This is a genomic window from Clostridium fessum (assembly GCF_003024715.1).
Lineage (GTDB): Bacteria > Bacillota > Clostridia > Lachnospirales > Lachnospiraceae > Otoolea > Otoolea fessa.
The window spans coordinates 623,717-649,196 of the sequence record NZ_PYLO01000001.1; the positions used below are offsets into that span (position 1 = coordinate 623,717).

32 protein-coding genes and 3 tRNA genes are annotated in these 25,480 nt (G+C 49.6%); 2 read left to right on the forward strand and 33 right to left on the reverse strand.

Annotated elements, in window-relative coordinates; translation table 11 throughout:
• Positions 1-129 precede the first annotated feature (129 nt).
• From sufU to C7U56_RS02965, 28 genes are all read right to left on the reverse strand, one after another.
• Entirely contained in the window at positions 130-564 is a 435-nt protein-coding gene (sufU, locus tag C7U56_RS02840) for a Fe-S cluster assembly sulfur transfer protein SufU (RefSeq protein WP_107000051.1), read from the reverse strand.
• Positions 554-1,765, reverse strand: coding sequence for an aminotransferase class V-fold PLP-dependent enzyme (locus tag C7U56_RS02845; protein WP_107000052.1), 1,212 nt, complete (start codon positions 1,763-1,765; stop codon positions 554-556). The genes sufU and C7U56_RS02845 overlap by 11 nt, the downstream gene beginning before the upstream one ends.
• Positions 1,766-1,844: 79 nt before the next feature.
• Positions 1,845-2,987: a SufB/SufD family protein gene (locus tag C7U56_RS02850; protein ID WP_107000053.1), complete on the reverse strand. Its 1,143-nt coding sequence runs from the start codon at positions 2,985-2,987 to the stop codon at positions 1,845-1,847.
• Positions 2,988-3,078: 91 nt separating this feature from the next.
• Positions 3,079-4,485 carry a Fe-S cluster assembly protein SufB gene (gene sufB, locus C7U56_RS02855; RefSeq protein ID WP_107000054.1) on the reverse strand — a complete coding sequence of 469 codons (1,407 nt, stop codon included), beginning with the start codon at positions 4,483-4,485 and terminating at the stop codon, positions 3,079-3,081.
• Between the two features lie 99 nt (positions 4,486-4,584).
• Positions 4,585-5,355, reverse strand: coding sequence for a Fe-S cluster assembly ATPase SufC (gene sufC, locus C7U56_RS02860; RefSeq protein WP_107000429.1), 771 nt, complete (start codon positions 5,353-5,355; stop codon positions 4,585-4,587).
• A gap of 259 nt (positions 5,356-5,614) precedes the next feature.
• Positions 5,615-6,064, reverse strand: coding sequence for a SpoVA/SpoVAEb family sporulation membrane protein (locus C7U56_RS02865; protein ID WP_107000055.1), 450 nt, complete (start codon positions 6,062-6,064; stop codon positions 5,615-5,617).
• Between the two features lie 15 nt (positions 6,065-6,079).
• The gene (locus C7U56_RS15835) at positions 6,080-6,643 is read right to left on the reverse strand and encodes a stage V sporulation protein AB (protein ID WP_233430160.1); all 564 of its coding nucleotides are present in this window, start codon (positions 6,641-6,643) and stop codon (positions 6,080-6,082) included.
• Positions 6,633-7,268 (reverse strand): stage V sporulation protein AA, encoded by a 636-nt coding sequence (locus C7U56_RS02880; protein ID WP_107000056.1) that lies wholly within the window; start codon positions 7,266-7,268, stop codon positions 6,633-6,635. The genes C7U56_RS15835 and C7U56_RS02880 overlap by 11 nt, the downstream gene beginning before the upstream one ends.
• A complete protein-coding gene (locus C7U56_RS02885) occupies positions 7,265-7,477 on the reverse strand; it encodes a hypothetical protein (protein ID WP_107000057.1) in 213 nt (70 codons plus the stop codon). Before C7U56_RS02885 ends, C7U56_RS02880 begins: the two co-directional genes overlap by 4 nt.
• Before the next feature lie 121 nt (positions 7,478-7,598).
• Positions 7,599-8,321, reverse strand: coding sequence for a SigB/SigF/SigG family RNA polymerase sigma factor (locus C7U56_RS02890; RefSeq protein WP_107000058.1), 723 nt, complete (start codon positions 8,319-8,321; stop codon positions 7,599-7,601).
• Positions 8,314-8,772 carry an anti-sigma F factor gene (gene spoIIAB, locus C7U56_RS02895; protein ID WP_233430193.1) on the reverse strand — a complete coding sequence of 153 codons (459 nt, stop codon included), beginning with the start codon at positions 8,770-8,772 and terminating at the stop codon, positions 8,314-8,316. The genes C7U56_RS02890 and spoIIAB overlap by 8 nt, the downstream gene beginning before the upstream one ends.
• 142 nt (positions 8,773-8,914) lie before the next feature.
• Positions 8,915-9,262 (reverse strand): anti-sigma factor antagonist, encoded by a 348-nt coding sequence (locus C7U56_RS02900; RefSeq protein WP_022358681.1) that lies wholly within the window; start codon positions 9,260-9,262, stop codon positions 8,915-8,917.
• 247 nt (positions 9,263-9,509) lie between these two features.
• Entirely contained in the window at positions 9,510-10,931 is a 1,422-nt protein-coding gene (locus C7U56_RS02905) for a tetratricopeptide repeat protein (RefSeq protein WP_233430161.1), read from the reverse strand.
• 6 nt (positions 10,932-10,937) lie between these two features.
• Entirely contained in the window at positions 10,938-11,093 is a 156-nt protein-coding gene (locus tag C7U56_RS15540) for a hypothetical protein (RefSeq protein ID WP_022358683.1), read from the reverse strand.
• A 54-nt stretch (positions 11,094-11,147) separates the two neighbouring features.
• A complete protein-coding gene (locus tag C7U56_RS02910) occupies positions 11,148-12,491 on the reverse strand; it encodes a bifunctional folylpolyglutamate synthase/dihydrofolate synthase (protein WP_107000059.1) in 1,344 nt (447 codons plus the stop codon).
• 482 nt (positions 12,492-12,973) lie between these two features.
• On the reverse strand, positions 12,974-13,855 hold the full coding sequence (locus tag C7U56_RS02915) for a sigma-70 family RNA polymerase sigma factor (protein ID WP_107000060.1): 882 nt from the start codon (positions 13,853-13,855) through the stop codon (positions 12,974-12,976).
• Between the two features lie 90 nt (positions 13,856-13,945).
• The gene (locus C7U56_RS15545) at positions 13,946-14,113 is read right to left on the reverse strand and encodes a hypothetical protein (protein WP_181357150.1); all 168 of its coding nucleotides are present in this window, start codon (positions 14,111-14,113) and stop codon (positions 13,946-13,948) included.
• The gene (locus C7U56_RS02920; RefSeq protein WP_107000061.1) at positions 14,106-14,333 is read right to left on the reverse strand and encodes a hypothetical protein; all 228 of its coding nucleotides are present in this window, start codon (positions 14,331-14,333) and stop codon (positions 14,106-14,108) included. Before C7U56_RS02920 ends, C7U56_RS15545 begins: the two co-directional genes overlap by 8 nt.
• A gap of 64 nt (positions 14,334-14,397) precedes the next feature.
• Positions 14,398-15,237 carry a hypothetical protein gene (locus C7U56_RS02925; RefSeq protein ID WP_107000062.1) on the reverse strand — a complete coding sequence of 280 codons (840 nt, stop codon included), beginning with the start codon at positions 15,235-15,237 and terminating at the stop codon, positions 14,398-14,400.
• 13 nt (positions 15,238-15,250) lie between these two features.
• Entirely contained in the window at positions 15,251-15,667 is a 417-nt protein-coding gene (locus tag C7U56_RS02930; RefSeq protein WP_107000063.1) for a hypothetical protein, read from the reverse strand.
• Positions 15,668-15,991: 324 nt separating this feature from the next.
• Positions 15,992-16,132 carry a hypothetical protein gene (locus tag C7U56_RS15550; RefSeq protein ID WP_181357151.1) on the reverse strand — a complete coding sequence of 47 codons (141 nt, stop codon included), beginning with the start codon at positions 16,130-16,132 and terminating at the stop codon, positions 15,992-15,994.
• 345 nt (positions 16,133-16,477) lie between these two features.
• Positions 16,478-16,942: a hypothetical protein gene (locus tag C7U56_RS02935; RefSeq protein WP_146143893.1), complete on the reverse strand. Its 465-nt coding sequence runs from the start codon at positions 16,940-16,942 to the stop codon at positions 16,478-16,480.
• Positions 16,943-17,075: 133 nt separating this feature from the next.
• Complete coding sequence (locus C7U56_RS02940; protein ID WP_107000065.1) at positions 17,076-17,741, reverse strand: replicative helicase loader/inhibitor; 666 nt, start codon at positions 17,739-17,741, stop codon at positions 17,076-17,078.
• Positions 17,716-18,627: a phage replisome organizer N-terminal domain-containing protein gene (locus tag C7U56_RS02945; RefSeq protein ID WP_107000066.1), complete on the reverse strand. Its 912-nt coding sequence runs from the start codon at positions 18,625-18,627 to the stop codon at positions 17,716-17,718. Before C7U56_RS02945 ends, C7U56_RS02940 begins: the two co-directional genes overlap by 26 nt.
• The gene (locus C7U56_RS02950) at positions 18,617-18,919 is read right to left on the reverse strand and encodes a hypothetical protein (protein WP_107000067.1); all 303 of its coding nucleotides are present in this window, start codon (positions 18,917-18,919) and stop codon (positions 18,617-18,619) included. Before C7U56_RS02950 ends, C7U56_RS02945 begins: the two co-directional genes overlap by 11 nt.
• A 1-nt stretch (position 18,920) precedes the next feature.
• Positions 18,921-19,331, reverse strand: coding sequence for a hypothetical protein (locus tag C7U56_RS02955; protein WP_107000068.1), 411 nt, complete (start codon positions 19,329-19,331; stop codon positions 18,921-18,923).
• Positions 19,332-19,343: 12 nt separating this feature from the next.
• Positions 19,344-19,523, reverse strand: coding sequence for a helix-turn-helix domain-containing protein (locus C7U56_RS02960; protein WP_233430162.1), 180 nt, complete (start codon positions 19,521-19,523; stop codon positions 19,344-19,346).
• Between the two features lie 64 nt (positions 19,524-19,587).
• Complete coding sequence (locus C7U56_RS02965; RefSeq protein WP_107000069.1) at positions 19,588-19,785, reverse strand: helix-turn-helix domain-containing protein; 198 nt, start codon at positions 19,783-19,785, stop codon at positions 19,588-19,590.
• A 144-nt stretch (positions 19,786-19,929) separates the two neighbouring features.
• On the opposite strand from C7U56_RS02965, the gene C7U56_RS02970 reads away from it, so the two are divergent.
• Positions 19,930-20,334: a helix-turn-helix domain-containing protein gene (locus C7U56_RS02970; protein ID WP_107000070.1), complete on the forward strand. Its 405-nt coding sequence runs from the start codon at positions 19,930-19,932 to the stop codon at positions 20,332-20,334.
• 82 nt (positions 20,335-20,416) lie between these two features.
• The gene (locus C7U56_RS02975; RefSeq protein ID WP_107000071.1) at positions 20,417-21,754 is read left to right on the forward strand and encodes a tyrosine-type recombinase/integrase; all 1,338 of its coding nucleotides are present in this window, start codon (positions 20,417-20,419) and stop codon (positions 21,752-21,754) included.
• 93 nt (positions 21,755-21,847) lie between these two features.
• Here C7U56_RS02975 and C7U56_RS02980 read toward each other — a convergent pair.
• The 5 genes from C7U56_RS02980 to C7U56_RS03000 all read right to left on the reverse strand — a co-directional run bounded on the left by C7U56_RS02980 (position 21,848) and on the right by C7U56_RS03000 (position 25,341).
• Positions 21,848-21,920, reverse strand: a tRNA-Thr gene (locus tag C7U56_RS02980).
• Between the two features lie 45 nt (positions 21,921-21,965).
• A tRNA-Glu gene (locus C7U56_RS02985) sits at positions 21,966-22,037 on the reverse strand.
• A gap of 18 nt (positions 22,038-22,055) precedes the next feature.
• Positions 22,056-22,129 (reverse strand) — tRNA-Pro (locus C7U56_RS02990).
• A gap of 130 nt (positions 22,130-22,259) precedes the next feature.
• The gene (locus C7U56_RS02995) at positions 22,260-22,595 is read right to left on the reverse strand and encodes a metal-sensing transcriptional repressor (protein ID WP_022358560.1); all 336 of its coding nucleotides are present in this window, start codon (positions 22,593-22,595) and stop codon (positions 22,260-22,262) included.
• A 73-nt stretch (positions 22,596-22,668) separates the two neighbouring features.
• Positions 22,669-25,341: a heavy metal translocating P-type ATPase gene (locus C7U56_RS03000; protein ID WP_107000072.1), complete on the reverse strand. Its 2,673-nt coding sequence runs from the start codon at positions 25,339-25,341 to the stop codon at positions 22,669-22,671.
• Between the last annotated feature and the right edge of the window lie 139 nt (positions 25,342-25,480).

Genomic DNA, 25,480 nt, shown 5'->3' on the forward strand with positions numbered 1-25,480 from the left:
TTCACCAACACATCTGACTTTTCTTTCTTTTCCAGACTATTTCAGGTATATAGATCATCAGAGCGGAAATGGTACGTCCCGCCCTGACACTCCCAAAAGAATAGCTCCCGTTTCTTTTTATCTTCTCTCTTATTTCTCGTTTTCCTTATCCAGCATCTCTTCCATCGTATGCCATCCCAGCACCGCGCATTTGACACGCGCCGGCATATGGGAAACATCGACCAGGGCACCGGCTTCCTCGAGTTCTTCGATCTCGTTCTCGCCTGCCTCGCCCTTGATCATCCGCAGGAACAGATCCGCCAGATGGCGTGCTTCCTCTTCGGATTTTCCGATGATCAGATCCAGCATGATATCAGCGGATGCCTGGGAGATTGCGCAGCCGCTTCCCTCAAAAGCACCGTCTACCACCTGTCCATCTTCGACCTTCAGCTGAAGAATGATGTCATCTCCACAGCTCGGATTGACGCCCTCTAATACCAGATTGGCATCCGGCAGCTTTTCTTTATGTAACGGATGCAGATTGTGATCCGTCAGTATTTCATTGTAAAAGGTTCTATTCTCCATATCCCATTTTCCTCCGGATTTCTTTCAGGTTCTGGACAAAACGGTCGATGTCCTCCTCCGTATTGTAGAACGCAAAGCTGGCACGCGCTGTTGCAAATACACCCAGATGTTTTAAAAGCGGCTGGGCGCAATGGTGGCCTGCGCGCACATTGACATTTGCGGCATCCAGAATCGACGCGATATCGTGCGGATGTACGCCGTCCACGGTAAAGCTGATAATTCCGTTGTGCTCTTCCGGCTTATCACTTCCCTGGATATGAACGCCCGGAATCTGCTGCATCGCCGTCATTGCCCGTGTTGTCAGCAGCTCCTCACGCTTCCGCACCTCGTCAAATCCGACGTTCATCAGATAATCGATCGCCGCCTGTAAGCCGACCGCACCGCCGCCATTGACGGTACCGGCTTCGAATTTGTGCGGCAGTTCGGCAAAGACTGCGGATTCCCGGCTGACCGAATCGATCATCTCGCCGCCCGTCAGGAACGGCGGCATCGCATCCAGAAGGGTCTCTTTTCCGTACAGGACGCCGATTCCCATCGGTGCCATCAGCTTGTGACCGGAAAATACAAGGAAATCTGCATCCAGTGCCTGCACATCCACCGGAATATGCGGGGCGCTCTGTGCCGCATCGATGACGATGACACCGCCTTTTTCATGCACCAGTTTCGTCAGCTTCTCTACCGGATTTCTGCGGCCAAGGACATTGGAAATCTGCGGCATGGCTGCGATCTTTGTCTTTTCTGTCACCAGGGCTTCCATATCCTCATCCCGGTAGGAACCATCCGGCTGACATTCCAGATAAACGAGCTTCGCGCCTGTCTGTCTGGATACCATCTGCCACGGCAGGATATTGCTGTGGTGGTTATCAATGCTGATTAAGATCTCATCGCCTGCTTTCAGACTGGTTAAACCATAGCTGTACGCGATCAAATTCAGGCTCTCGGTGCTGTTGCGTGTAAACACGACCTCGCTCGTCTTTCCAGCATTGATAAATTCCCGCACGCGCTCTCTTGCCGCTTCATATGCCTCCGTCGCCTCGATTCCCAGCTCATAGAGCCCGCGGAGCGGATTGGCATTTTTCTTTGTATAGAAATCTTCCACTGCCTTTAATACCGCCTCCGGGCGCTGTGCCGTTGCCGCATTGTCCAGATATGCGATATCCGAACCCGCAAGCAGGGGAAAATCTTTCTTGTAATCTGTCATGTTCTGTTCCTTCTTATATATTTGTTTGTATACTTGCTGCAAAAACAAACCGCAGCCAACTTACAGTTTTTTCATTTTATTATCGCTTCTGGTTCATGAACTCCTGAACCTGCTTCTGTACTGCCTCGTCAGCTACCAGCTCATTCAGCGCGTCGATTCTCGCCCGCGCTACCATGCGCTCAGCTTCCTCTCTCGACAGTCCGCGGGAGCACAGATAAAACAGCGTTGCATCGTCCAGATCGCCCATCGAAGCGCCGTGATTTCCTTCGACATCTTCTTCCGCACACAGAATCAGCGGAATCGTCTGGTTTACGATCTCATCGCCGAGCAGCAGCACATCCTCGCGCTCAGTTCCCTTTGCCCCGGCGCATCCCGGCACGAAATCGATCGTTCCGCGGAACAGCTTGGAGGAACCGTCCTGCAAAACGCCAGAGACTTCCATCATACTCTCTGTCTTTTTGCCGCGATGGCGTACTGTATAGTTCATATCCAGCTTCTGGTTTACACTGGTGTAATAGCCGATCTTCGCGTCAAATGCGCTCTTTTTTCCTTCCAGCTCGGTCAGGCAGCCCGCGTAGACCTTGCCTGCGCCCAGCTCCAGTTTCAAAAGCTCAAATGTGGCATTTTCCCCGCAGGACGCACCGATATCACTCAGGCAGGTATATCTGGCACCGAGAAGCTGCACTTCCTGAAGCTGTACCTTTGCATTCTTTTCCGCATGAACCTTTACCTGGAACGAGGATGTTCCCTGTGTGTCCTCCCCGGAGCGGAATACGATCAGCACGTTTAAGCGGCTGTTTTCCTTTGCATCCAGGCAGAGGCGGTTCTGGTAACTGCCGTTTTTGTAATCGACGCAGAGAACCGTCCATTCTGTATTTTCATTCTGAAGCACAGCTGCCGCTTCCGCTGTCAGCCGGTAGATACTTCCCGCACCGGCATTTTCTTCTGCAACAGCCGTTCCATTTACAGTGTCCGTTCTATTTGCGCCAGCCGTTCCGCATTCCGCCGCCATCGCATCGTACTCGCGTCCCATGCCGGTCTGGATTTCATTCCACTCTTTTCCGGAGATTTCTTTTTCCCAGGTCACACCTGCTGCCAGGCGCTCCGGTTTTATCAAAACACTTTCCTCCGGCCACTCAATCTGTATCTGGCTTTCGTTCATTCCCAGCCGGTTCCAGGTTCGGGTCGGAAGAATGTTTACTGTCATTTCTTTCTGTCCCATTGTTTCCTCCTGTCGTTACCATTCATGCACTTGCATGCCCCGCAGCGGAATCTGTTATTTCAAAATTCCCGCTGCAAACAGTAACCATCTATTATCCGATACTGCCTTTCATCTCAAGCTGAATCAGGTTGTTCATCTCAACCGCGTACTCAAGCGGCAGCTCCTTCGATACATCATCCGCAAATCCGCTGACGATCATTGCGCGCGCGTCCTCCTCGCTGATGCCGCGTGACATCAGATAGAAAACAGCCTCGTCGCTGATCCGTCCAATCTTTGCCTCATGGCCGACGTTCGCGTCGCGGGTCCGGATATCCATCGCCGGGACCGTATCGGAACGTGAAATATCATCCAGCATCAGGGACTGGCAGGAAACCGATGCCTTAGAACCGGATGCCTGTTTTCCAATCTGCACACTGCTTCGGAACGTACTGATACCGCCGTCCTTGGAAATAGATTTCGTATTAATATAGGAAGAAGTCCGTTTTCCCGTGTGGACTACCTTCGCACCGGTATCGAGGTTCTGACCTTCTCCGGCAAAAGTAATGCCGGTAAATTCCATCTTTGAATCGTCACCCTTTAAAATACTCATCGGGTACAGATACGATACATGGGAACCAAAGGAACCCGATACCCACTCGATCGTGCCACCCTCTTCCACAATCGCGCGCTTGGTGTTCAAATTGTACATATTTTTCGACCAGTTCTCGATCGTCGAATAGCGGAGTTTCGCATTTTTGCCGACGTACAGCTCAACACAGCCCGCATGCAGGTTTGCTACGTTATATTTCGGCGCAGAACAGCCCTCGATGAAATGCAGATATGCCCCCTCATCAACGATGATCAGAGTATGTTCAAACTGTCCGGCTCCCGGTGCATTGAGTCGAAAATAGGACTGAAGCGGGATCGTAACCGACACGCCCTTTGGCACGTACACAAAAGATCCGCCGGACCAGACCGCCCCGTGCAGCGCTGCAAACTTATGTTCCTGCGGTTTGACCAGATGCATAAAATGCTTCCGGATCATTTCCGCATATTCGCCGTGCATTGCGCTCTCCAGATCGGTGTAGACAACGCCCTGCGCCGCTACCTCCGCGCGCACGTTATGATATACTAACTCCGAGTCATACTGGGCGCCCACGCCTGCCAGTGATTTCTGCTCCGCCTGCGGGATTCCCAGACGCTCAAAGGTATCTTTGATGTCCTTCGGAACCTCCGACCATTTAGCGCTCATCTTGGATTTCGGACGGACATAGGTTACGATGTTATCCATGTCCAGATCCTCGATATCCGGTCCCCAGTTCGGAACCTGCAGGGAATTGTAAATCTGTAAGGACTGCAGACGGAACTGCTGCATCCATGCCGGGTCATTTTTCTCCTTAGAAATCTTCTCAACGATCTCCGGGGTCAGACCCGCTTTTACTTTATATGCGTCATTTTCTTTGTCTTTTATATCGTAGACGCTGCGATCAATGTCATCTACATACGTTTTTTCTTTCATGTTTGATGCCTCCATATTACCCGTGCTGTTTCGTTATTACTGTCGCGTTATCCTGCAGCACCTTCGATTCCAAAAATGCCTGCCTGCGAACAGTAACGATTAGTTCCGGGCGTCTGCCACACCCGCCTCACGGATAAAGGATTCGTAGCCTTCCTGGTTGATCTTATCAACTAGGGAGCCGTCACCGGTTGCCACGATCTTTCCATCTACCATGATGTGCGTATAGTCAACATGCAGTGCATCGAGAATCCGGGTGCTGTGCGTGATAATAAGAAGCGCGCCGTTCTGGTTCTTCTGGTACTCTTCCACACCCTTAGAAACCAGACGGACTGCATCAACATCCAGACCAGAGTCTGTCTCATCGAGGATTGCCAGGCTCGGATTTAAGAGCATCAGCTGTAAAATCTCAGATTTTTTCTTCTCACCGCCAGAAAAGCCCACGTTTAAGCTTCTCTGTGCATACGATTCATCCATCTGGAGAATGTCCATCGCCTTTTTGAGCTGTTTATGAAATTCCCAGATCTTTAAGTTCTTGCCAGTCTGCTGGCGCATCGCGCTCCGCAGGAAACTTTCCAGCGAAAGTCCCGGTACCTCCAGCGGCTCCTGGAAGGACAGGAACATACCGGCTTTGGAACGCTTGTCCGTGGACTCATGTGTGATATCCTCACCCTTAAATAAGATCTGACCGCCCGTGATCTGATATCGCGGGTTTCCCATCAGGACGTTTCCGAGCGTCGATTTGCCCGCGCCGTTCGGTCCCATCAGGACATGTACCTCTCCTGCGCCGACGCTCAAATCAACGCCGTGCAGGATCTCTTTTTCTTCTATATTTGCTTTTATCTGATTTACTTCTAACACTTTTTCTGCCATAAAGCACTCCATTTCCGGGACCGGCTGAGACATTCATGCTCGGTCTGTCTGATCTGTGACAGCCGCCTCGTCACGAAAGCGGTTATCCTTCTTAGCAAACGTCCATCTCTCTGGTTCCTTTTTTCTATAATGAATCTGGCTGTTCAGACGGTCAGATTACCCTATGGCTATTATAGGTATTTATTTCCGGATTGTAAACCCTCATTTTTCACAAAACAAGAAAGATTCTTATTATATTATTGAGACTTTTTCTCGTTTATTATTGAGTCAGCATCATCCACCCCCAATACACAACCCCTAATCCCCACGAACTCAGAATCCCATACAGGATCACCGGACCCGCGATTGTAAATATTTTGCATCCGACACCAAACACCTGTCCTTCCGCCTTGTATTCCAGCGCCGGGGATGCAACTGAATTGGCGAATCCGGTGATCGGAACCAGCACACCAGCCCCAAAAACACGCGCCAGCCTCTGGAATACATTTGCCCCTGTCAGGATAACGCTGAGCAGAATCAGTCCCAGCATCGTCCAGAGCGCCGCCGTTTTCTCCTCCATGCCTGTCTGAACCAGACAATTTGTGCTGATCTGCGCCGCCAGGCAGATCAGCCCGCCTGAAATGCCCGCCATCAACACATTTTTCCATGTACTGTGGACGGGCGTAACCGATTTGACATATGCTTCATATTGATCTTTTCTGGCTTCCATGGTTTCTCCTCTCTTCTACTGTCTTCCAATTCCATGTAAGAAATAATACAGCGAACCCGCACATTTCCCCGCCGCAATCGCGAGAAGGAGATATGGCAGCCCCACTGCCAGACGCAGGCGGCGGCTCAGCACCGGCAGGGCTTTCAATGTCTCTGCCAGCGACATGACGAGGCAGCCTACAAAAATACCACAGGAAAGTCCCGCAGCCGCTAGAAGCAGCTGTCCGGAGACATTTCCAAGCATCACCAGAAATCCAGCACCAGCTCCCGTTCTGCCACCGCCTTCTGCTGCCTTCTGCCACAACTCTGCCTCCGGCATTGCCGCTGGCCACGCTATTCTCAGAAAACTCCCGGTCAGCTGTTTCACTTTCTCTGTAAATAAATCCACCACATTTCCAAACAATCCCCCCAGCGCGATAATCGTCTCATACAAGAAGATTTTCCCCTTCGACGCCGTCGCCGTCTTTCCAATCAGGCGCGGATAAACGCCGATGACCACCAGAAAGGCGTAGACTCCCGCTGCCACCGTGCTTCCCGCCGCCAGCCCCGCCAGCAAAAGCAGCGCTTCTTTAAGAAACATCGATGTCATCCTCCTTCCGCTCCTCGTTCTGAATCAGCGTTTTATTGACATTTTCCTCATACAGGCGCATTTCTACCTCCAGCGGCGTCGGATCGAGACTGAATTTCCACGAAGTAAAATGGTTAAAAAACAGCAAAATCCCCACCGGAAGCCCGATCGAATAACCGACCTCCAACGCCGTTATTCCGTCCGACGCCTGCCCCGTCGTGATCTCATATATTTTCCTGAATACATCCAGCACGTTTGCATCGTTGTTGAATGTCATGATCGCAAATGCCGCCCCGAAAAAGCAAATCAGGCAGACGAACAGCGTCTTGCACCACTGCCAGACAAGCGCCTGACGGCGCGGCGGCTGATAATGAATGACATAGTCCGTCTCCCCCAGATTCTGCACCGATGTCCCCGGAATTTCCCGTTCAATCTGCTGGATAATCTCCATGACGTTTCCAACCAGACGGCTTTCGCGCTGTTTCCCGCCGCCGCGGATCCTCTTCACGATCATCGCACGGCAGCGGCTTTCCACGCTTTTTTCACTGCAATAAACCTCTCCCAGGCTTGCAAGCGGTACATTTTTCTCATGTACCTGCGTGATCTGGCTGAGTTTCAGATAGACCGTCTGTGTCATAATGCTGCCTTCTCCGTCTGTGCCTCCGGTCTCAAAAATGCCTCCGCGCTGTCCCCGGAATGCTGTACGAAGGTTCCGTCAATGTAGACGCTGTCCCGCCCCACTGCCATCAGACAGAGACAGAGCGCTGCTACAATCAGAATCATGCATCCGACCCAGACACAGATTCCCATCTTTTTTTTCATTGTCACTTTCACATTTCCCGTCATTTTTTTCCATCCTTCCTGTGTATTCTGGAAACTCTAAAAGTTCCTGCATCCAGTAGTATGGCTGTCTTTCAATGGAGTATGCACATTCATATATTCTGAATTATGAGCCTGCCTTTTTTTCTCATGTTTCTTCCAGCTTTGCGCGCATCTGCCCTAATATTTTCCGCTCGATCCGCGACACCTGTACTTGTGAAATGCCGAGCTGCGCCGCGATCTGAGTCTGTGTCTGATCATAAAAATAGTGCCGCACAATGATCTCCCGCTGCCGTCCATTGAGCATTTTCAGCAAATCTCCCAAAAGCATCCGGTCAAGCAGAACCTCATTCTCCGCTGTCTCCCCAGCAATCCGGTCCTGAAGCAGAAGGCCAGTTTCTTCCCCGGCGCTGGCTGGTGCAGAGAGCGATTCAACCGGACTGTCCGCCGCCATCGATGCGGCTGCTTCCTCACAGCTCACTCCAATCTGCGCCGCCAGCTCTTCCAGCGTCGGCTCCCGCCCAAGCGCCGTGCAGAGCGCATCCCGTGCTGCCCGGAGCCGCTGGTTTTGCTCTTTGATGGAACGGCTGACCTTGATGATCCCGTCATCCCGGAGAAAACGTTTGATCTCCCCCGCAATCATCGGCACCGCATACGTCGAAAAACGCACCTCATATGATAGGTCAAACTTATCAATCGCCTTCAATAGCCCGATACTTCCGATCTGAAATAAGTCCTCCGTCTCACACCCCCGCCCCGCAAAGCGGCGGACGATGCTCCATACAAGTCCCAGATTGTCCTTTACCAGCGCCTCCCGCGCCGTCTTATCGCCCTGGTGTGCCCGTTTGATCTGCTCGATGGTTTTATCCATAGGACTCTGCCGTTTCTTTTTCTTCCTGCTCTTTATTCATATATCCCCTTCCAATTTGCTTTTTCATCGTCACACACGTTCCGCAGCCCACCTTGGACTCCACCTCGACCTCATCCATAAACGCTTCCATAAACGAAAAGCCCATCCCTGAGCGCTCGCCGGTCGTGTCTGTCGTATACATCGGCTCCATCGCCTTTTCCACATTCAGGATTCCTTTTCCCTCATCCCGGACCGAAATTATCAGTTCTTCTCCCTCAATCCGCGCTTCTATGTAAATAATTCCGATTTCATCGCTATACCCATGAATCACCGCATTTGTCACCGCCTCCGAGACCGCCGTTTTCACATCCTCCAGCTCCTCCATCGTCGGATTCATCCGACTCATGAAGACTGCCGCTGTGACACGGGCAAACTCCTCGTTCGATGAATGGCTGTCTATCTCCAGGTGCATCCACGTGCCATTCTTCTCTGCTTGTCTCTGTTCATTCTGTTCAAATTTTCTGTATTCTTCTGAATTTTTTATTTTTTTAAGTTTTCCTTTCACTTCCGTTTCTGATACAGATATATCATCCGCATACATATTCATCTCTCCTTTAATGTCTCCCATCCAGTGCCTCCTCTCTCGTCCGGTACGACTGCACCAAACGATACACGCCGCCGATCCGCAAAATCCGGCGCATCCGCTCGCCTGCCCCGTACACCGCCACCGTGCCGCTGCTACCCTCCATCTGCTTATACCGGTTGAGAATTACACCGATCCCGGAACTATCCATAAATTCCGTCCCTGAAAAATCAAAAATAATCCGGTTAATATAATTTTCCGCCAGAAGCAGGTCTGTTTCATATTTGAGTGTCAGGCAGTTATGATGATCTACCTCCTTCGGCAGATGAATCACCAGCGCCGAATCGATCGCTTCGTATGTAAACATATTTCGTTCCATATCAGGATTCCCCCTTTTTCGATTTTTTATGCAGCCTTTTCCTATATACCTAAAAAGAATGTGCTTTGGCACATTCGGGCGTCTCGCGCGGTCGCTTGCGACATGTTTCTGCTTCGCGCAAGTGCGCATCCTCGCGGAGCGTTTTTTGTTTCATAGGACGTAATTTCCTATGAAACAAAAAAGCACCGTAAAGTTTTTATCTTTACAGTGCTTTTCTTCTTAATTATCTGCCGTATTATATTTGTACTTACTGCGCCGCTTGCGTCTCCGCTCCGCTGCCTGCTGCCGTTTCATCCGCCGCAGTCTCTCCCTGACTGATGATGGACTGACCTGGAACTGCAGCCTGCTGGTTATCCGGCGCAAGCTCGGCGAGCTGCTGTCTTGCCTTGTCCGCCTGCTCGGAATCCGCATACTGGGTCACAATCTGCGTAAACATTTCGACCGCCTTGTCTGTCTCGCCCTGTGCCCGGTAAATCATACCCATGCTGAAGATAACCTTCGGGTTTGCCGGACGGATCGCCAGACAGGTCTGGTAATCTGCCAGTGCTTCCGCCATACGGCCTGCCGACCACATCGTGTATGCCAGATCCTCCAGCGTCTGGTAGCCATTTGTCTCGATGTCCTGCTTTACCCCGTTGGCAATGGAAACGACCGTCTCGTCCGTAAATAACGACGGATCAAAGCCCTCATAATAGGTAACCGCCTCTGCCAGGTTATTGTTGCGGTATGCCTGCAGCATTTTGACGAGCTTCGCATACTGGTTCAGAACGCTGTCATTGCTGTTGAGCATCGTATCCAGCTTGTTCTCCGCCTCTTCTTTGTCCTTTTTCGAGGTCTCAATGCTCTCATTTAAACTGTCAATCTCTTCATTTTTCTGATTGAGCTGCTCGTTGTACTGGAGCATTTCCTGCGTATGTGCATTATTTGCCTGCTTAATCTTGGCTGGCATCACCAGGAAAAAGATAACTGCCGCGCCCAAAAGCAGTCCCGCGCCGATATTGAGCACCGACTGCAGTCCCGTATTCTCCTTGTACGTCGGCGGCATAATGACATCATCATCCTGCATCTGGCGGTGGGAAAATGCATTTTTCAGCTTTCTCCGCTCGATATCCGCCTTGCCGGTATGTTCCTTAACAATCTCCATATACCAGTTCGCCTTGGGATTGTTTTTATCAATCTTGAGTACCTTATACAGGGATTTGCCCGCTTTCGTATAATCCTCATGACTAATATGCAAAAGAGCCAATAGAAGATGCGCTTTTACAAATCTCGGATTAGCTTCTACAACTCTTGTAAGCTGTAAGGTCGCCAGATCGTCGCTTCCGGTCTGCGCCTGCAGAAGCGCCTGATTATATTTCTGAATCGTCGCGCTCGCCTGATCCAGACGATCCTGCTTGCGCTGAATCTGGTCTAAATAATAATCAGCCCGGTTATCCTGCTCCTTAAAGTTCATGCTGATAACCCACTGCACCAGCGCCTCCGACACCTCACCCATCTCATAATAGATAAGTCCGAGAAGATTTCTGGCATCAATATGATACTTGTTCAGGTTCAGGCATTTTTTCAGATACTCGACCGCCCCTGTTAAATCCCGTCTCTTTGCCCGTTCCAGCCCGGCATTGTAAAAGCTGTTGGAAATCAGGCGAATTTTTCTTGTTCGATCCATCATGTCCGCCTATTCCTTCATATGTTTTAAAAGTTCCATCATAATATCCGACATATCTGTCAGGTCACTCTTCACGATCGCCTCGCCGACCTCCTCGACCTCCAGACTCGGTTTAAAATGTTCGATTTCTTCTTCGAAATTGATTGTCATTCCTTCGCCACTCATGTTTTTCCTCCAGAGTTTCTTCCTTTATTACATGGATATACATTCCCGCTAATCTTACACCATTCTGGCGGTGCTGTCAAATCCAGTTCGGGAAATCTTTTTCTCCAGCTCTCCGATTAAATACAAAGAACCCACACAGAAGCAGGTATCCTCCGGACGTTTTTCCTGAACCAGTGTCTGATAAGCTGTTTTTACATCTGGTATACTTTGAACCTCACAGCCATCTGCCACCCGGTGTGCTGCTTTTTCCATCGCCTCCATCGAAAGTGCCCGCGATGTATATAAATGAGTCAGCACCAATCGATCCGGCTTCAGTTTCCGCATCAGTGTTTCCAGCATCGATTCATAATTTTTATCTGAAACGGCTGCAAACAGCAGAAAAATCCGACCATCTTTCCCGGACTCTTCTCTTCTGCGCGCTGCCACCTCTGCCGCCGCGCCCACAAACGCACGGATTCCGCCCTCATTGTGAGCGCCATCCAGATAAACTCCGTCCTGGATCTCCTCCATGCGTCCGTGCCATACCGCATTCCGGATGCCCGCTGCCGCTGTCTCCCCGTCCACTGCAAGAAGCCGCGCCGCCTGGTAAGCGATGCAGGCGTTGACTGCCTGATATTCCGCTTCGAAGGGAATAAACAGACGCTGGCTTTTCTCTTTTATCATCAGAATCATCCCGCCATGTTCCCGCCGAAGATCCGTATACACTGCCGGGCTGATCGGATATGCCGGACAGGAAAGTTCCGCCGCCCGATTTCTGATAACAGCCGAAGCCGCCGCATCCGTATCATCGTACACCACCGGCATATTTTTTTTCAGAATTCCCGCCTTTTCGCCCGCGATCTGTGTCACCGTGCCGCCCAGGTATTCCATATGGTCAAGGCTGATCGAAGTGATAACCGTAAGCGCTGGATGCTCGATGCAGTTCGTTGCATCCAGCCGTCCGCCAAGCCCCGTTTCCAGAATCACATACTCCGGCTTTTTCCGGCGCACCATCCACATGAACATCAAAAACAGATATTCAAAATACGTCGGATGCCCCAGTCCTTCCTGCTCAAAATGAGCATATGATGCCTTAACCGCCTCAAACGCCTCCAGGAACAGTGCATCGTCTGCTTCCTGTCCATCAAAAGAAAAACGCTCCGTCACGCGCACCAGATGAGGAGACGTAAACCGCGCCGTCCGCTTCCCGGCTTTCTGCAAAACCGCATCGAGAAACGAGCAGACCGACCCTTTTCCATTTGTTCCGGCCACATGTACGATTCTTTCCTCCTGCGGCAATGCATTCAGGTATGAAAGCATCCTGCGAAGCCCCTCCGCCGTATGTTTTTCACTGGTAAATTTCGGTATCTCATTCAGATATGCATCTGCCGCTTCTACCGTCCATTCTTCTTGTCTCATGGCATGAAATATCCTTTCCTGGAAAACGGAAGCGGCAGTACGAACTCTGCCGTCTGCCGCCTTGTCTTTTGTATGTTATTATTTTATATCATTTGCGGAGATCATGCAAGTGGTTATATGGAATAAAGACTGTACCGTTACTGTTCACAGATAGGGATTTTCTGAACTGGAATTTCCGTGCGACACAGTTCTGATTGCATATTTTACCAATTTAAAATGTGAAGCATCGGCAAAATCCAAGGTATTTCCAATTATACAAGAAACCCCTCTTGATAATCAAGAGGGGTTCCACTCATCAGCTCCCTGCCGGACTTGAACCGGCGACCTACGCATTACGAACGAGAAGAAAAGTCTTTCCATGCTCTGTAAAAAGTCTTGAAACCATTGATTTATAAGGGTTTTTCGAATCCCATTTTCTCTATCTTTTTCTAACTTTCGGGGACTTTTTACGATTTCAGTCCCCAAACAGTCCCTAAGAAACATCACTCTACCAGATGCAGCGCGGCGCGCTCGGTGCTGCTTGTCCATGTCCTCTGAAAGCGTTCCACGCCATTTCCTCGCAGTCCATCGCCGTATATTTCTTCGTACTCTGGCAGAAACCGCGCCAGGCGCTCCCGATAGTACCAGCTCCGCAGCCGCCGGATCGCCTTGCTCTGCTTTGTCCGTGCCTCTGATGCCGTCAGACCGCACAGCCGCCCCGCCTCTTCCAGCGTGGCGCTATATTGGTACCTCGCCCGGATGATCGCCGCCTGCTTCGGCTCCAGCTCATCCACACACGCCCACACCTCCCGGCTGCATTCCTCGCGCTGGATCCGCTCTATTACATCCTCTTCCAGACTTTCAGCAGATGCAACCAGTTCGCCCGCTGTGGCATCCTCTGAACCATCGCGCCCTGTTACAGGTGCTTCCAGACTTCGCAGATTCATCATACAGGCGTTTTCCCGAAGTCCCTCGACCTGTTCAAGGGTAAGACCCATAAAGCGGCAAATCTCGGCATCTGACGCATCACAACCATGTTTTCTGTAATATTCGGCTTGATATTTCTGCATCTTCTGAATCTGTTCCAGGCAATGCACCGGGAGCCGCACACAACCGCCGCTGTTCTGCAGATAGCGCCGCATTGCCTGCCGGATCCAAGGTGCTGCATAGGTAAGGAACTTACAGCCTGCATCCGGATCGAAGTTGTCTATAGCCGGATACAATGTAAGATAGCCCTCTTGCTCTAAATCTTCCATTTCTCCGCTGTCCCGGTACTGCCAGGCAATCGACCGAATAAAGTTTTTTACCTGTCCATACAGAAGCGCCATGTTGTTTCCCACATCCTCCCCGGCCTGGATCCGGATCACAATTTCCTCGTTCGTCATGTCCTTACCCCTCTTTGTTATTTATCCCATTTTCCTGCAATCCAGCGCCCCAGCCAAACCCCAAGTACGATCGCAAGCACCTTCAGAATCTCATCCACTCTCTTTTCCTCCTTTCATCCGGCGATCAACGTATTCTTTCCCGTACTCTTCCACCGCGTAATCATAGCCGTAAATATTCAGCTCTACATCAAACATATCTTCTATTTCGCAGCGCTGCAGGCGATTAAATCTCCTTTCAAGGCTTTCTATCCTATCCATTGCCCTCTCCTTCCTCGCTCTCTCTGATAAGCCGTTCAAGCTCATCAATCCGGCGTTTCTGTTCGTCTGTGCGAATGGATGACAGAACCGCATTACAGCCAACTATGATTGTATTTCCGGTCTTGCTGTCCATTTCTCCGTTCGCGACCATGTTGATTACCCGTGATATAGTCCGGCGCACCTCCGTTGCACTGTTTGTCCGTAATCTTATTTTTCCCATCTACCACCTCACATAAAAAAAGCGCCCCGAACAATCCAACAGGAAAGCCCGAAGCGCTCTTTTATTATTCCGGCTGTGCCTGATAATAAATAGCCTTTGTTTTATTATCCAGCACAAACGCATCATAGACGATATGCCCCTCTACCAGATCGCCACTGATTCCCGGCGGATCCTGGTGGATTTTATAGTCAGCCAGTTTGGTTGGTGCTACCGTCGCGGATGGATGAGCCAGCATGAAACCGAAGTGTTCCGGAAGTCTTACCGCCGGCACCTTGATCACGTTCGTGCCGTCAAGGTTGGCAATTACGCCGCGGATCCTTAAATCGTTCCCGATCTCCGTTTCCATTGTGATATCCTTACAACGCTTCATAAGCTGGTACACTTCCGGGCTGACAACAAGCTGTCTGTCAGTCTCCGGCACTTCCTCATCATCCAGCGCCTTGCTCGCTTTCAGAATCTCCGTATAGATATTTTCAGCGGTAAGCGCTACCGCATCCGGTTTATTGCCCGCTTTCGTTGCCATCGCTTTATATGTGTATGCGTCCACTTCCGGAATCACTACCTCACGGAGCTGTCTGGCAAGTGCCTTTGCCGCTGTGAGCTGCTGATTTGTTTCGTCCTCATCCAGTTTATCAATCGTGAATGTGAACGAACGATCTCTTGTCATTTCAAAACTTTCTGTAGTGGCGTCAAGGTCTTTTGCTGTTCCGTATCTGGATGCCGCATAGTCAGAAACCGGATGGCGGACATAATCGTTCATTTCCGCGGTACTGATTTTATAAATTTTGACAATGCGGGCACCTACGAAATCAAAGTCCTGGTTCGTAAGCAGTGAAATTTTACTTTCTGCCTTAAATTTTTCGTCCGTATACGGGGCGAACTTTGTTACTAAATCAATCGACATTCATTAACTCCTTTCAGTCTAAGCCGAAAGCCTTTCGAATATCCGCCTCCTCGCCATCTTTGAGAGCGCCCGGAGTAACGCCCACCACCCGCGGGATCGGTGCTGCGTTCGGCGCCTGGATCTGCATCGCTGCCAGTTTCCCGACATTCTCCATGAACGTTTCAGCGTTTGATGTATCAAGGATATCTAACAATTCTTTCGGATATCCTGCTTCCGTCAGCTTTTCAGCACATTTCATTCTATTTTCTCGCCGGGTAAGATCCAATTCTCTTTCCTCGATAGTCTGCCCGGTGCCTCTTCTTTCTCTCGCTAATCTGTCCTGAACGATTCTATTCACTTCTTCCTGTGTGAACGTCTTCGGTTCTGTGCTATCCCCCGCTGTCTGCTGGGTGTTGTTTCCCTCTGTCTGAGTGTTAGTGTTATTTTCCATTCCATTTCCTTTCCCGTTTTACGCCCGGTGGGCTATTTTAAGCAAACAAAAAGGCGCAGAAACAACTTCGTTCATTTCTGAACTAAGCTATTCCCGCGCCATTCTATCAAAGGCTTCCACAGTTTGGAGAGTAAACAGGCACACACATTTTTTCTGTGGGGTACTATCAATGTTTTGTTTGCTATGTCTATTATACCATAATAGGGGGATATATTCAAGAAAACCATTGATTTTACAAAGGATTCCGGCTGTTTTTCAAGCCATTTCAAAGAAAAAACAGGGGATAGGCTACCTTTTCCAAGTGCCCAGTCCCCTGCCAAAATCTTATTCCATTGTCACATATGCCTTTAAGAATCTGCCGTCCTGCTTCCGAGCTACCTTTAAATTCTTCACATTCGGCGCCAGCCTTTTGAGAACCTCCTGCAGCTCCTCCGGCCGCTCATAGGATATTTTTATCTTTATCATGCTTTCCCTCCTTTACCATCGCGGTTTCCGACCCTATTTCACGAAGCAGAACGCCAGCGCAAACAGAAAATTGATAAACAACGATGCTTTCAGAAACTCCCATGTCATTCTTTCATTCATTCCTATACCTCCAATGGGGTCGCGTTTCGCTACTCCATTTATTCCTCCAAGGGTGTCACATATCGTTACTTCCCGCACTATCGCAGCGGTCAGCGGTTCAGTCTGATTAAATCTATGTAAAGCCGTCTGTACTTTCGGACATTTTTGTCTAAAAGCCGTCCCACATTCCCAATTTGGGAAGCAGCTTGAAATGTCGGAAAATCCGACTTTAAAAAAAACAGTTCGTTATTGAGTTTCTAAACTCCGCCGCTTTCGCCTCGCCCGTTCTTCCCGGACTCCATGCACAAAACCTAAATTGTAAAATAAACTTGCATCAAAGGCATTACAAAAGCGCTCGTTTTTATCCGTCCATCTTTTCCGCATTGCCTCGTACAAATCCCCCAGTTCTGTCCCCTTTATGAATACCACGTTTTGATACCGTGAAATATTTACATCCCGTTCTATGCGCGTTCTATACGCTGCTTTCTGCCGCTTCCTTGACATCCTATCCACCCGATCCAGATACCGAAGCAACGCGCGAATCTTTTCGTTTCCATGCTCCGCCACCTCGCGGCGCTGCCAATATTCCAGCGAAAAATACATCTGTATCAATTCGGCAAGCTTTCCCGCCTGCGCCATATCCGCAGTTATAAGCAGCGTATTTCTCTTGTCATAAATAATAAATTTCCCGGTTTTGTCTATAATTTTCACATTCATTCTCTTGTCCTTTCCGCCGGGCTGTGGTATTATATTCCATAGCTTTGATTATATTCTTTTGTTTCACAGCTCCGGCTGTAAGCCTTGCCCTTATGGATGCGCCAACATCCTAAGGGCTTTTTTTATTTTACTTTTTCAATCGTTCGTACAAAGCCGCCCGCTTCCGCTGGTACTCTTCTGAATCCGTATAGCCAGTGTTCTTCTTTGCTGTCTGCCTGTCACCGATGCAAGGCGTTATAGCTGAATCTGCCGTCCTCTCTTCCAGCTTCTCCGGCTCTGCTGAACGCTGCAAAGCTTCCAGCGCTGCCTTTGGTATCGCCTGCCGTTTCTGTTCCCGCTCTAAAACAATCTTGTAATCATTCATAAAGTCCCTGCGGGCGAATGCTTCGGCACCCGGATCCTCCGCCTTTCCCCAGGTAAGCAACAGACCGAACGGAACCGTTTTCCGTGTCAGCTCCGGAAGAGCGTTGTAATCTTCCTGTGTTGCCACACTTGCCCGGCAAACAATCTTTTTCCATACTTCGCCCCATGCTTCTGCTGCTAACTCGTCCAGGTTGCCTATATTTCCCCGGATTCTGGCAATAATCTGCCCCGGCTTCGGCTCATACTGATGATCCTGTGACATATACGCCCGAATACCGGCTTGCACCTGCTCAAAGGTATAATCTTGAAGAATATCCCGGTAAATGGCCGCTTTCTGCTCTATCTCTTCCGGTGTAGAATCTCGGTAACTCTCTTTGTAAGCCGTCTGAAAGAGTCCGATAATTTTAAAAGCCTGTTCCCGTGTAATCATTTTCACTACCTCCACTTATCTGTTTCTGTATGTAATCGAACGCATTAAAAGCCGCCCCTTTCTGGCTGCTTCCTCTCTGGTAACTGCCGCCCTTGTCCTGTTCCCTTTTAAGCCAATTAGTGATAAAACGCACTACCCCGTTTCGGGTTTTTCGCCTTGTCGGGTTCGCATCCGCCCACGCTTCCATGTTCCGGATCTCCTGTTCCACATCCACAGCCGGATAGGATTCTTTCCAGAAATTCAGCTTTTCAAGCGGGATTTCATAAAAGCTCTTATCAAGCAAGATAATCTTGTAGCCACTTGGAACCGGTTCTACTTCTATTGTCTCCGACTTTTTATCAGTTTTTGGCGGCGGCTGGCGTTGAGGTGTCTCTGACAGCTCTACGCAGTATATACTCTTTATCTTACTCTTATCTTTATCTTTCTCTTGATCTATATCTTTATCTATATCTTTATCTATATCTACGTTACATTGTGTGCCGTCCGCGTTACACTCCGTTACATCCGCGTTACATTGTAACGCCTGCCGCTCTCTGAATCTTCGAACCCGTTCGGCTGATACGCTTTCAGAACCAACCAACTCCAACGCCTCCGGCAATATAAAACCGTGCTCCGTTCGTTCCAGTTTCTTGTTTGCCTCCAGAAAAGTGAGTGTTTTCTTTACCGCTTCCGCGTCCTCGCCTATTTCCTCAGCTATTTCATCTTCTACGGAATCATAAACCCCTTGAAAGATGATCTCCGCGTCCTTATCGATACAGTAAAGCAGCAACTTCAAATAAATCAGCTGCATTTCTGCCCCGTCCGGCTGCTTCCTCATTTTCTTCTGGATCAGCTGCCCGAAGTAGTCACTTGGTAGCTTCATCCAGTAAAAGCGTCTATTTGCCATCGTTCGCCCTTTCTCCTGCTGCCTGCTCCGGCTCTTCGCCGTTCAACTGACTTTCAGACAGGTAATATTCATAGCCGCCCGCATCTTCCAGTATGTAGCCGCCTGCTGCCAGCTTCCAGAAGCGTACAGCATCCAGCGTATCATTCGGCAGATTCGCAAAGCGACTTTTCATGAGCCACTGACGGAGCGCCGCCCGCCGTGCTGTTATCTGCTCCGCTGTCATTTGTATCGCCTTGAAGTCTAAACGGCCTTGTTTCTTCACACGTAGCGCCATAAGATCAACTATCTGCATCTTACCGCCTCCGCTCCGTTCTGAACACGCCCAAGCGCTCCATTTCGTAGTGAATGCTGTTTAGCTTCTGCAAAAACATCCTAGAAGCACGTTCTAAATCGCCCTCATTCCCGGACAAAAGCGGGACAACCTCCCACAGCCAACAATAGGCCGCTTTCAAGTCCTCTTTCCGCTGCTCCGTCCCTGTGATGCCTAGATCGCGCGTCTTAACGTTGCACACGATACTTTCCGGCGATACTTCCGGAGCGCCCGCCCAAGCTCCAACAATGTTCACAGCCTGGCAGAAGTCCCGCATCTGGTCGTATTCCGGGCAGTCCTCAACCTTGCCACATTCGACATACTGCCGCCGGAATTCCGGTATAAGCCATGATTCTGCAGATTGCCACATTTTCTCATAAAGCTGTTCATTCATAACCTCGCCCCCTTACTGTCTCGGATCGCCGTTGTTAAGATATTCAACCAGCTTTTCAAAGTTAATCAGATACCGGCATCCCGCCGTGATATACACGATCTTCTTTTCCAAGCATAAGCACCGCAACCGGTTATAGGAAATTCCGGTTTTTTCAGATGCTTCTTTGATTGTTACCATCGTTGGTACTGTCATAGTTCTGTTTTCTCCTTTCTGATGCCCTCTGTGCATCCCAGACGCCCCAGCCCGGATCGTCTTGTTAATCTTCGATAATTTCGGTTACATCCACGCCCAGAGCGCGGGCAATAGTGTCCGCCGTCCTTTTGCTGCAGCTTTTTCCGCCTTTTACTGCCGTTATAGTACTCCTTGACAAACCTGACTTTTTTGCTAAATCAATTAGTTTCAAATCTGCATCCATCAATGCAATAACAAATTTTTTTCTATCAATTCTCGCCATTTTTTCTCTCCTTTCTCAATCATTTGCTTTAATTAAAACACAATCATCTGCTTTAGTCAAGTCATTTTATCAATCTTTTGCTTTCTTTTTTGTTTTCATCATGTTATTATTAATTTATCCCAAAACAGGCAGGAGGTTTATGTAATGACATTCGGCGATACTCTCCGCGATTTAAGACAGCAACGAGGCATGACCCAAAAGGAACTCGGAAATACACTAGGGGTTTCAGCGCAGATGATTGCACAATACGAAAACGGGAAACGAAAGCCAAAACTAGGAACATTGCAGCAAATAGCCGCTAGTTTAAATGTACCTACCGACTATTTTATAAATAGATATGACGGCTTTCAGCTCACAGATGTTGAATTAAATAATAGAACAAGAGGCTCTTTTGAAAATTTACTCACGTTGTATAGAAATGCTCGAGACAACCTAAAAGAAGAGGTTATTTTTTTAACTGCAGAAATACAAGACTTAGACGAGCGTATTGAAAAACTTGAAAAAAAGCTTCGAGAAAAACCAGATACAACCGATCCGGATCACAAATAAATCTGACCGAACGAATCGTTCTGCACTTCCTCTGTTTGTCCCAGACGCCCCAGCCCGGCAGGAACAAAAAGGAGAGTAAACGATGGCATCAATTAAAAAAACAGGCGAAAACGCCTATCAAATCGTTGTGAGCTGTGGATATAACAGCATCGGCAAGAAGATCCGCCGGAAAATCACTTACAAGCCGGAGCTGTTGACGGCTAAGGGAAACCCAAAAAGCGCGGCATCTATCGAAAAAGACGTTGCCGCCTTTGCCGCCGATTTTGAGCGCAAGGTATTAACAGGTCAGTACACAGACGGGCATATTATGACGTTTGAGAAATACGCCGCCAAATATCTGGCAGAATACGCCGAAGAGAACCAGGCACCGCGGACGCTTCAATCTACAGAATCAGCTATCAAGGAATTTATAAGCGCGTTCGGGTATATGACATTGGAAAACCTCACGCCGCTCTATTTACAGGAATATGTGAATGCGCTGTTGAAACGTAAAAAGGCAGACGGATCCGGGGAAACACTTTCATGCGGTACCGTCAAGCGCAAGGCTGCTGTTCTGTCCGCCATGCTCTCGCAGGCTATCCGCTGGAATCTTCTATCCGCGAACCCGATGGAGCGCGTACAGATAAAAGCACCAGACACACCGAAGGATGAGAAGATCGTGTTCTTCTCACAGCCGGAAGCCGAACGCTTCCTTGAAGCCCTGGAGAATCCCGCCTATTACACCGCATCCGGTAGGCTGGCGCGACCACTCGACACCACAGCGCAGCGCCTCGATGATCTCCGGGCGAACCGGCGCAGCATGACACAATATAAATTTCTCTTTTATCTGGCAATCTTTACCGGCTGCAGGCGTGGGGAACTTGTCGCCCTCACATGGGACGATCTGGACTTTACGAACGCGACTATCAGCATAGTGAAAAGCGTTTGCCGTGTAAAGAAAAAAATCATCATAAAGAGTACCAAAACGAAAAAATCTGCCCGCACTATCTCACTTCCGGAGATCGTTATCTCCCTTGCACAGGAATGGAAGAAGGAACAGGAATATTACAGGCTTTCGATTGGCTCCCAATGGAAAAACGGCGGATATATCTTTACCCGCTGGAATGGGGAAATGATGGGGCTTGAAACACCTTACCAGATTTTACACCGTGTTATAAACAATTACAACGCCACGCAGGCAGACGAAAGCGCCCTGCTGCCGCTTATTCCTCTGCACGGACTCCGGCACACCGCCGCCACTCTGCTGATCGGCTCAAACGTCAACATCCGCACGGTTGCAAGCCGTCTAGGACATTCTGACGTAACAACAACACTAAATATTTACAGTCACGCCTTGAAAGAACTAGATCGAAAAGCCTCTGACGCTCTGGCTGATACCTTATCCAAAAAGGCTAATACAAAAAATTCAGTCCCCGAATAGTCCCCAAAAACACAAAAAGCCGCCCTTTTCGGACGGCATTTTTTATATCCAGATACAAGAAAAACCCTTGATTTACAAGGGTTTCCACTCATCAGCTCCCTGCCGGACTTGAACCGGCGACCTACGCATTACGAATGCGTCGCTCTACCAACTGAGCCAAGGAAGCATTTTAATTTGAAAAATGCTCTGGAAAACCCAAAGCAACTTTCGATGACCTGTCCGGGAATCGAACCCGGGTTTACGCCGTGAGAGGGCGTCGTCTTGACCGCTTGACCAACAGGCCGTATGTTTTATAATAGAATCGAGGCGACGTGATTCGAACACGCGACCTCTGCGTCCCGAACGCAGCGCTCTACCAAACTGAGCCACGCCTCGATTACATGACGTAGTATAATATAAATTCAGGAGAATGTCAACACTTTTTTTGAAGAATTTTTAAAAATATTTATTATGTTTAATATTTCGCTATAGTTGCTTGTGTTTGCTCAATTCAATAAATTTATATTTACTTCATCAGCTTCTGAATCGTCTTGCACAGCTCCTCAACCGCTTCTTCCCCATTTCCCGCCTCTATATCATCGACCACACAGGTTTTGATATGGTTGGACAGCAGGACTTTGGAAAAACTGTTCAGCGCCGCCTGAACCGCTGATACCTGGTTTAATATATCGACGCAGTATCGCTCGTCTTCCACCATCGCCTTCACACCGCGCACCTGTCCCTCGATCCGGTTTAAACGTTTCAGCAGATCTTTTTCTTCGGTCAGATTTCTGTGTTTGTGGCGTTCCGTCTCTCCTCCCTGACAGACCTGCGCTTGTGATTCACATTTACAACAGCCCATGCTTTTCTCCTATCTTTTATCAAAATGCTGCGAAATGGCATATTAATTCCACCATTTCGCAGCTTTTTTCATCCTACTGAATCGAGTCCACCTTATAATCCTGTGCCTCAACCGCCTCTTTCAACGTATCGTCCGCCACATCCGCACTCATGCTTACGACCGCGGTTCCTTTCTCATGGCTGACCTCTGCGCTCTCCACGCCTGCCAGTGCCTCCAACGCCTTCTTTACGCGTGCCTCACAGTGTCCACACATCATTCCTTCGATATTCATTGTCTTTGTCATCGTTATTCCCTCCATATTTATATGATTTTTTTGATTCTCACTTTTTTGCATTTCTTTTGAAACAGTTTCATTTTCATTTGCTGTTTGCCCAATTGACCGGGTGTCTTCTGCCCCCGTCCTAACTGCACCTGCGTTTTCTGCTTTATCTCCACCTTTATTAGCAGCCTTCTCAGCCCTCTTCCGCATCGGATGATCCTTCGATGCATCGTGCATCTTAAACAGATTCAGCCGCAGCGCGTTCGTCACTACGCAGAAGCTGGATAAGCTCATCGCTGCAGCGCCGAACATCGGATTTAATTTCCATCCAAAGATAGGATACCACAAACCGGCTGCAAGTGGAATACCCACAACATTGTAAAAGAATGCCCAGAACAGGTTTTCGTGAATATTTCGAAGCGTCGCACGGCTTAGACGGATTGCCGCCGGAACATCACTCAAACGGCTCTTCATCAGCACCACATCCGCGGCATCAATCGCGATATCTGTACCAGCTCCGATCGCGATACCTATATCGGCACGCGTGAGCGCCGGGGCATCATTGATACCATCACCGACCATTGCCACCTTACCCTGTTCTTTCAGGCTGCGGATGACACTCTCTTTCCCATCCGGAAGTACTCCGGCAATGACTTCATCCACACCAGCCTGTGCCCCAATCGCACGGGCGGTCCGCTCATTATCCCCGGTCAGCATGACCACACGGATTCCCATGTTCTGCAGTTCCTTGACCGCCTGCGGGCTGTCTTCCTTGATGACATCTGCCACGGCAATCATACCAGCCAGACGACCATTTTTCATAAAGCACAGCGGTGTCTTGCCTTCCGATGCCAAACGCTCAAAGGATGCCTGTTCCTGTGCGGACACCGTCGTATGTCCGCTGATATAGGAAAAGCTTCCGCCTGCCAGTGAAGCGCCGTCTAACGTACCAGAAAGTCCATTTCCCGGCAGCGCCTGGAAATCAGCCGCCTCCGGCGCATCCACCTGCTGTTCTTTTGCATAGAGAAGAACAGCTTTCGCCAATGGGTGCTCACTCTTCTTTTCCAGGGAAAGCGCCAGGCTTACCAGCTCCTTCTCAGTCACACCTCCGGACGGGATGACGTCGGTCACACGCGGCTCGCCGCTGGTGATCGTACCCGTCTTATCAAGCGCTACAATGTCCATTTTTCCGGTTTCTTCCAGTGAAACAGCTGTCTTGAACAAGATTCCGTTTTTCGCGCCCATGCCGTTGCCGACCATAATCGCAACCGGCGTAGCCAGTCCCAGTGCACACGGGCAACTGATAACCAGTACGGAAATACCTCTCGCCAGTGCGAATCCAAACGTCTGTCCTGCCAGCAGCCAGACAATCGTTGTCACCACTGCGATCGTGATAACCGCCGGGACAAACACGCCGGAAACCCGGTCTGCAATCTTCGCAATCGGCGCTTTCGTCGCCGCCGCGTCGCTGACCATGCGGATGATCTGCGACAGGGAGGTATCTTCACCGACTCTCGTCGCCTCACAGCGCAGATAACCAGACTGGTTGACCGTTGCCGCCGAAACCGGGTCACCCTGTGCCTTATCCACCGGAATACTCTCGCCGGTCAGTGCTGCCTCGTTGACCGCGCTCGTTCCTTCCAGGACCACGCCGTCCACCGGGATATTTTCACCTGGGCGTACAACAAATACATCACCCTTCTTTACCTCTTCAATCAGAACCTTTGTTTCCACTCCATCCCGGATGATAACAGCTGTCTTCGGTGCCAGTTTCATCAGTCCCTTTAAGGCATCCGTCGTTTTTCCCTTGGAACGCGCCTCCAGCATTTTTCCGACTGTGATCAGCGCCAGAATCATTGCCGCCGACTCAAAGTAAAATTCATGCATGTAGGACATGACTGCCGTGTCGTTGCCCTTTAACTGTGCGTCCGTCATCGCAAACAACGCATATGTGCTGTAAATAAACGACGCGCCAGAGCCAAGTGCTACCAACGTGTCCATGTTCGGGGCGCGGTGTAAAAGTCCCTTGAAACCACTGATAAAGAATTTCTGGTTAATCACCATGATAATTCCGGCCAAAAGGAGCTGCAAAAGTCCCATCGCCACATGGTTGCCATCCATAAAGTGCGGCAGCGGCCAGCCCCACATCATATGTCCCATCGACATATACATAAGGACTGCTAAGAATCCCATCGATGCGATCAGACGGTGTTTTAAAACCGGCGTCTCCCGATCTTTTAAGGCGTCCTCTGCCTCCGACGCGCTCTGCGCCTGCGCTGCAGTGCCCTGTCCTTTCAGGGATGCGCCATATCCGGCATCTTCCACCGCATGAATCACGGTCTCCGGGGGCACATCGCCCTCGACGCCCATCGAATTTGTCAGCAGGCTGACCGAGCATGCCGTGACACCCGGCACTTTCGATACTGCCTTTTCAACCCGGCTGCTGCATGCCGCGCAGCTCATGCCGGTTACTGTATATTGCTTCATGGTCTCCTCCTATCTCTTAACTGTCCTTATAATATACCCCCACAGGGTATATGTCAACCCCAATTTCATTTATAATCTGTAACGGTTCAGTATCTTCACAGTCACGCGCAAAAAGACCCTGTCCGGAGAATTTCCCCTT

What these genes read in the sequence shown, in the direction of transcription:
- C7U56_RS02910 (WP_107000059.1), bottom strand. Translation starts at nt 12,491, where the DNA reads ATGAGACAAGAAGAATGGACGGTAGAAGCGGCAGATGCATATCTGAAT.
- C7U56_RS02885 (WP_107000057.1), bottom strand. Translation starts at nt 7,477, where the DNA reads ATGACGGGAAATGTGAAAGTGACAATGAAAAAAAAGATGGGAATCTGT.
- C7U56_RS15545 (WP_181357150.1), bottom strand. Translation starts at nt 14,113, where the DNA reads ATGGATAGGATAGAAAGCCTTGAAAGGAGATTTAATCGCCTGCAGCGC.
- C7U56_RS02925 (WP_107000062.1), bottom strand. Translation starts at nt 15,237, where the DNA reads ATGTCGATTGATTTAGTAACAAAGTTCGCCCCGTATACGGACGAAAAA.
- C7U56_RS02955 (WP_107000068.1), bottom strand. Translation starts at nt 19,331, where the DNA reads ATGAATGAACAGCTTTATGAGAAAATGTGGCAATCTGCAGAATCATGG.
- C7U56_RS02905 (WP_233430161.1), bottom strand. Translation starts at nt 10,931, where the DNA reads ATGATGGATCGAACAAGAAAAATTCGCCTGATTTCCAACAGCTTTTAC.
- C7U56_RS02975 (WP_107000071.1), top strand. Translation starts at nt 20,417, where the DNA reads ATGGCATCAATTAAAAAAACAGGCGAAAACGCCTATCAAATCGTTGTG.
- C7U56_RS02920 (WP_107000061.1), bottom strand. Translation starts at nt 14,333, where the DNA reads ATGGGAAAAATAAGATTACGGACAAACAGTGCAACGGAGGTGCGCCGG.
- C7U56_RS15540 (WP_022358683.1), bottom strand. Translation starts at nt 11,093, where the DNA reads ATGAGTGGCGAAGGAATGACAATCAATTTCGAAGAAGAAATCGAACAT.
- C7U56_RS02865 (WP_107000055.1), bottom strand. Translation starts at nt 6,064, where the DNA reads ATGGAAGCCAGAAAAGATCAATATGAAGCATATGTCAAATCGGTTACG.
- C7U56_RS02940 (WP_107000065.1), bottom strand. Translation starts at nt 17,741, where the DNA reads ATGATTACACGGGAACAGGCTTTTAAAATTATCGGACTCTTTCAGACG.
- C7U56_RS02850 (WP_107000053.1), bottom strand. Translation starts at nt 2,987, where the DNA reads ATGGGACAGAAAGAAATGACAGTAAACATTCTTCCGACCCGAACCTGG.
- sufB (WP_107000054.1), bottom strand. Translation starts at nt 4,485, where the DNA reads ATGAAAGAAAAAACGTATGTAGATGACATTGATCGCAGCGTCTACGAT.
- C7U56_RS02970 (WP_107000070.1), top strand. Translation starts at nt 19,930, where the DNA reads ATGACATTCGGCGATACTCTCCGCGATTTAAGACAGCAACGAGGCATG.
- C7U56_RS02900 (WP_022358681.1), bottom strand. Translation starts at nt 9,262, where the DNA reads ATGGAACGAAATATGTTTACATACGAAGCGATCGATTCGGCGCTGGTG.
- sufC (WP_107000429.1), bottom strand. Translation starts at nt 5,355, where the DNA reads ATGGCAGAAAAAGTGTTAGAAGTAAATCAGATAAAAGCAAATATAGAA.
- C7U56_RS02930 (WP_107000063.1), bottom strand. Translation starts at nt 15,667, where the DNA reads ATGGAAAATAACACTAACACTCAGACAGAGGGAAACAACACCCAGCAG.
- C7U56_RS02995 (WP_022358560.1), bottom strand. Translation starts at nt 22,595, where the DNA reads ATGGGCTGTTGTAAATGTGAATCACAAGCGCAGGTCTGTCAGGGAGGA.
- spoIIAB (WP_233430193.1), bottom strand. Translation starts at nt 8,772, where the DNA reads ATGCACCTGGAGATAGACAGCCATTCATCGAACGAGGAGTTTGCCCGT.
- C7U56_RS02915 (WP_107000060.1), bottom strand. Translation starts at nt 13,855, where the DNA reads ATGACGAACGAGGAAATTGTGATCCGGATCCAGGCCGGGGAGGATGTG.
- C7U56_RS02960 (WP_233430162.1), bottom strand. Translation starts at nt 19,523, where the DNA reads ATGACAGTACCAACGATGGTAACAATCAAAGAAGCATCTGAAAAAACC.
- C7U56_RS02890 (WP_107000058.1), bottom strand. Translation starts at nt 8,321, where the DNA reads ATGGATAAAACCATCGAGCAGATCAAACGGGCACACCAGGGCGATAAG.
- C7U56_RS02880 (WP_107000056.1), bottom strand. Translation starts at nt 7,268, where the DNA reads ATGACACAGACGGTCTATCTGAAACTCAGCCAGATCACGCAGGTACAT.
- C7U56_RS02950 (WP_107000067.1), bottom strand. Translation starts at nt 18,919, where the DNA reads ATGCAGATAGTTGATCTTATGGCGCTACGTGTGAAGAAACAAGGCCGT.
- C7U56_RS15835 (WP_233430160.1), bottom strand. Translation starts at nt 6,643, where the DNA reads ATGTTTCTTAAAGAAGCGCTGCTTTTGCTGGCGGGGCTGGCGGCGGGA.
- sufU (WP_107000051.1), bottom strand. Translation starts at nt 564, where the DNA reads ATGGAGAATAGAACCTTTTACAATGAAATACTGACGGATCACAATCTG.
- C7U56_RS03000 (WP_107000072.1), bottom strand. Translation starts at nt 25,341, where the DNA reads ATGAAGCAATATACAGTAACCGGCATGAGCTGCGCGGCATGCAGCAGC.
- C7U56_RS15550 (WP_181357151.1), bottom strand. Translation starts at nt 16,132, where the DNA reads ATGATAAAGATAAAAATATCCTATGAGCGGCCGGAGGAGCTGCAGGAG.
- C7U56_RS02965 (WP_107000069.1), bottom strand. Translation starts at nt 19,785, where the DNA reads ATGGCGAGAATTGATAGAAAAAAATTTGTTATTGCATTGATGGATGCA.
- C7U56_RS02945 (WP_107000066.1), bottom strand. Translation starts at nt 18,627, where the DNA reads ATGGCAAATAGACGCTTTTACTGGATGAAGCTACCAAGTGACTACTTC.
- C7U56_RS02845 (WP_107000052.1), bottom strand. Translation starts at nt 1,765, where the DNA reads ATGACAGATTACAAGAAAGATTTTCCCCTGCTTGCGGGTTCGGATATC.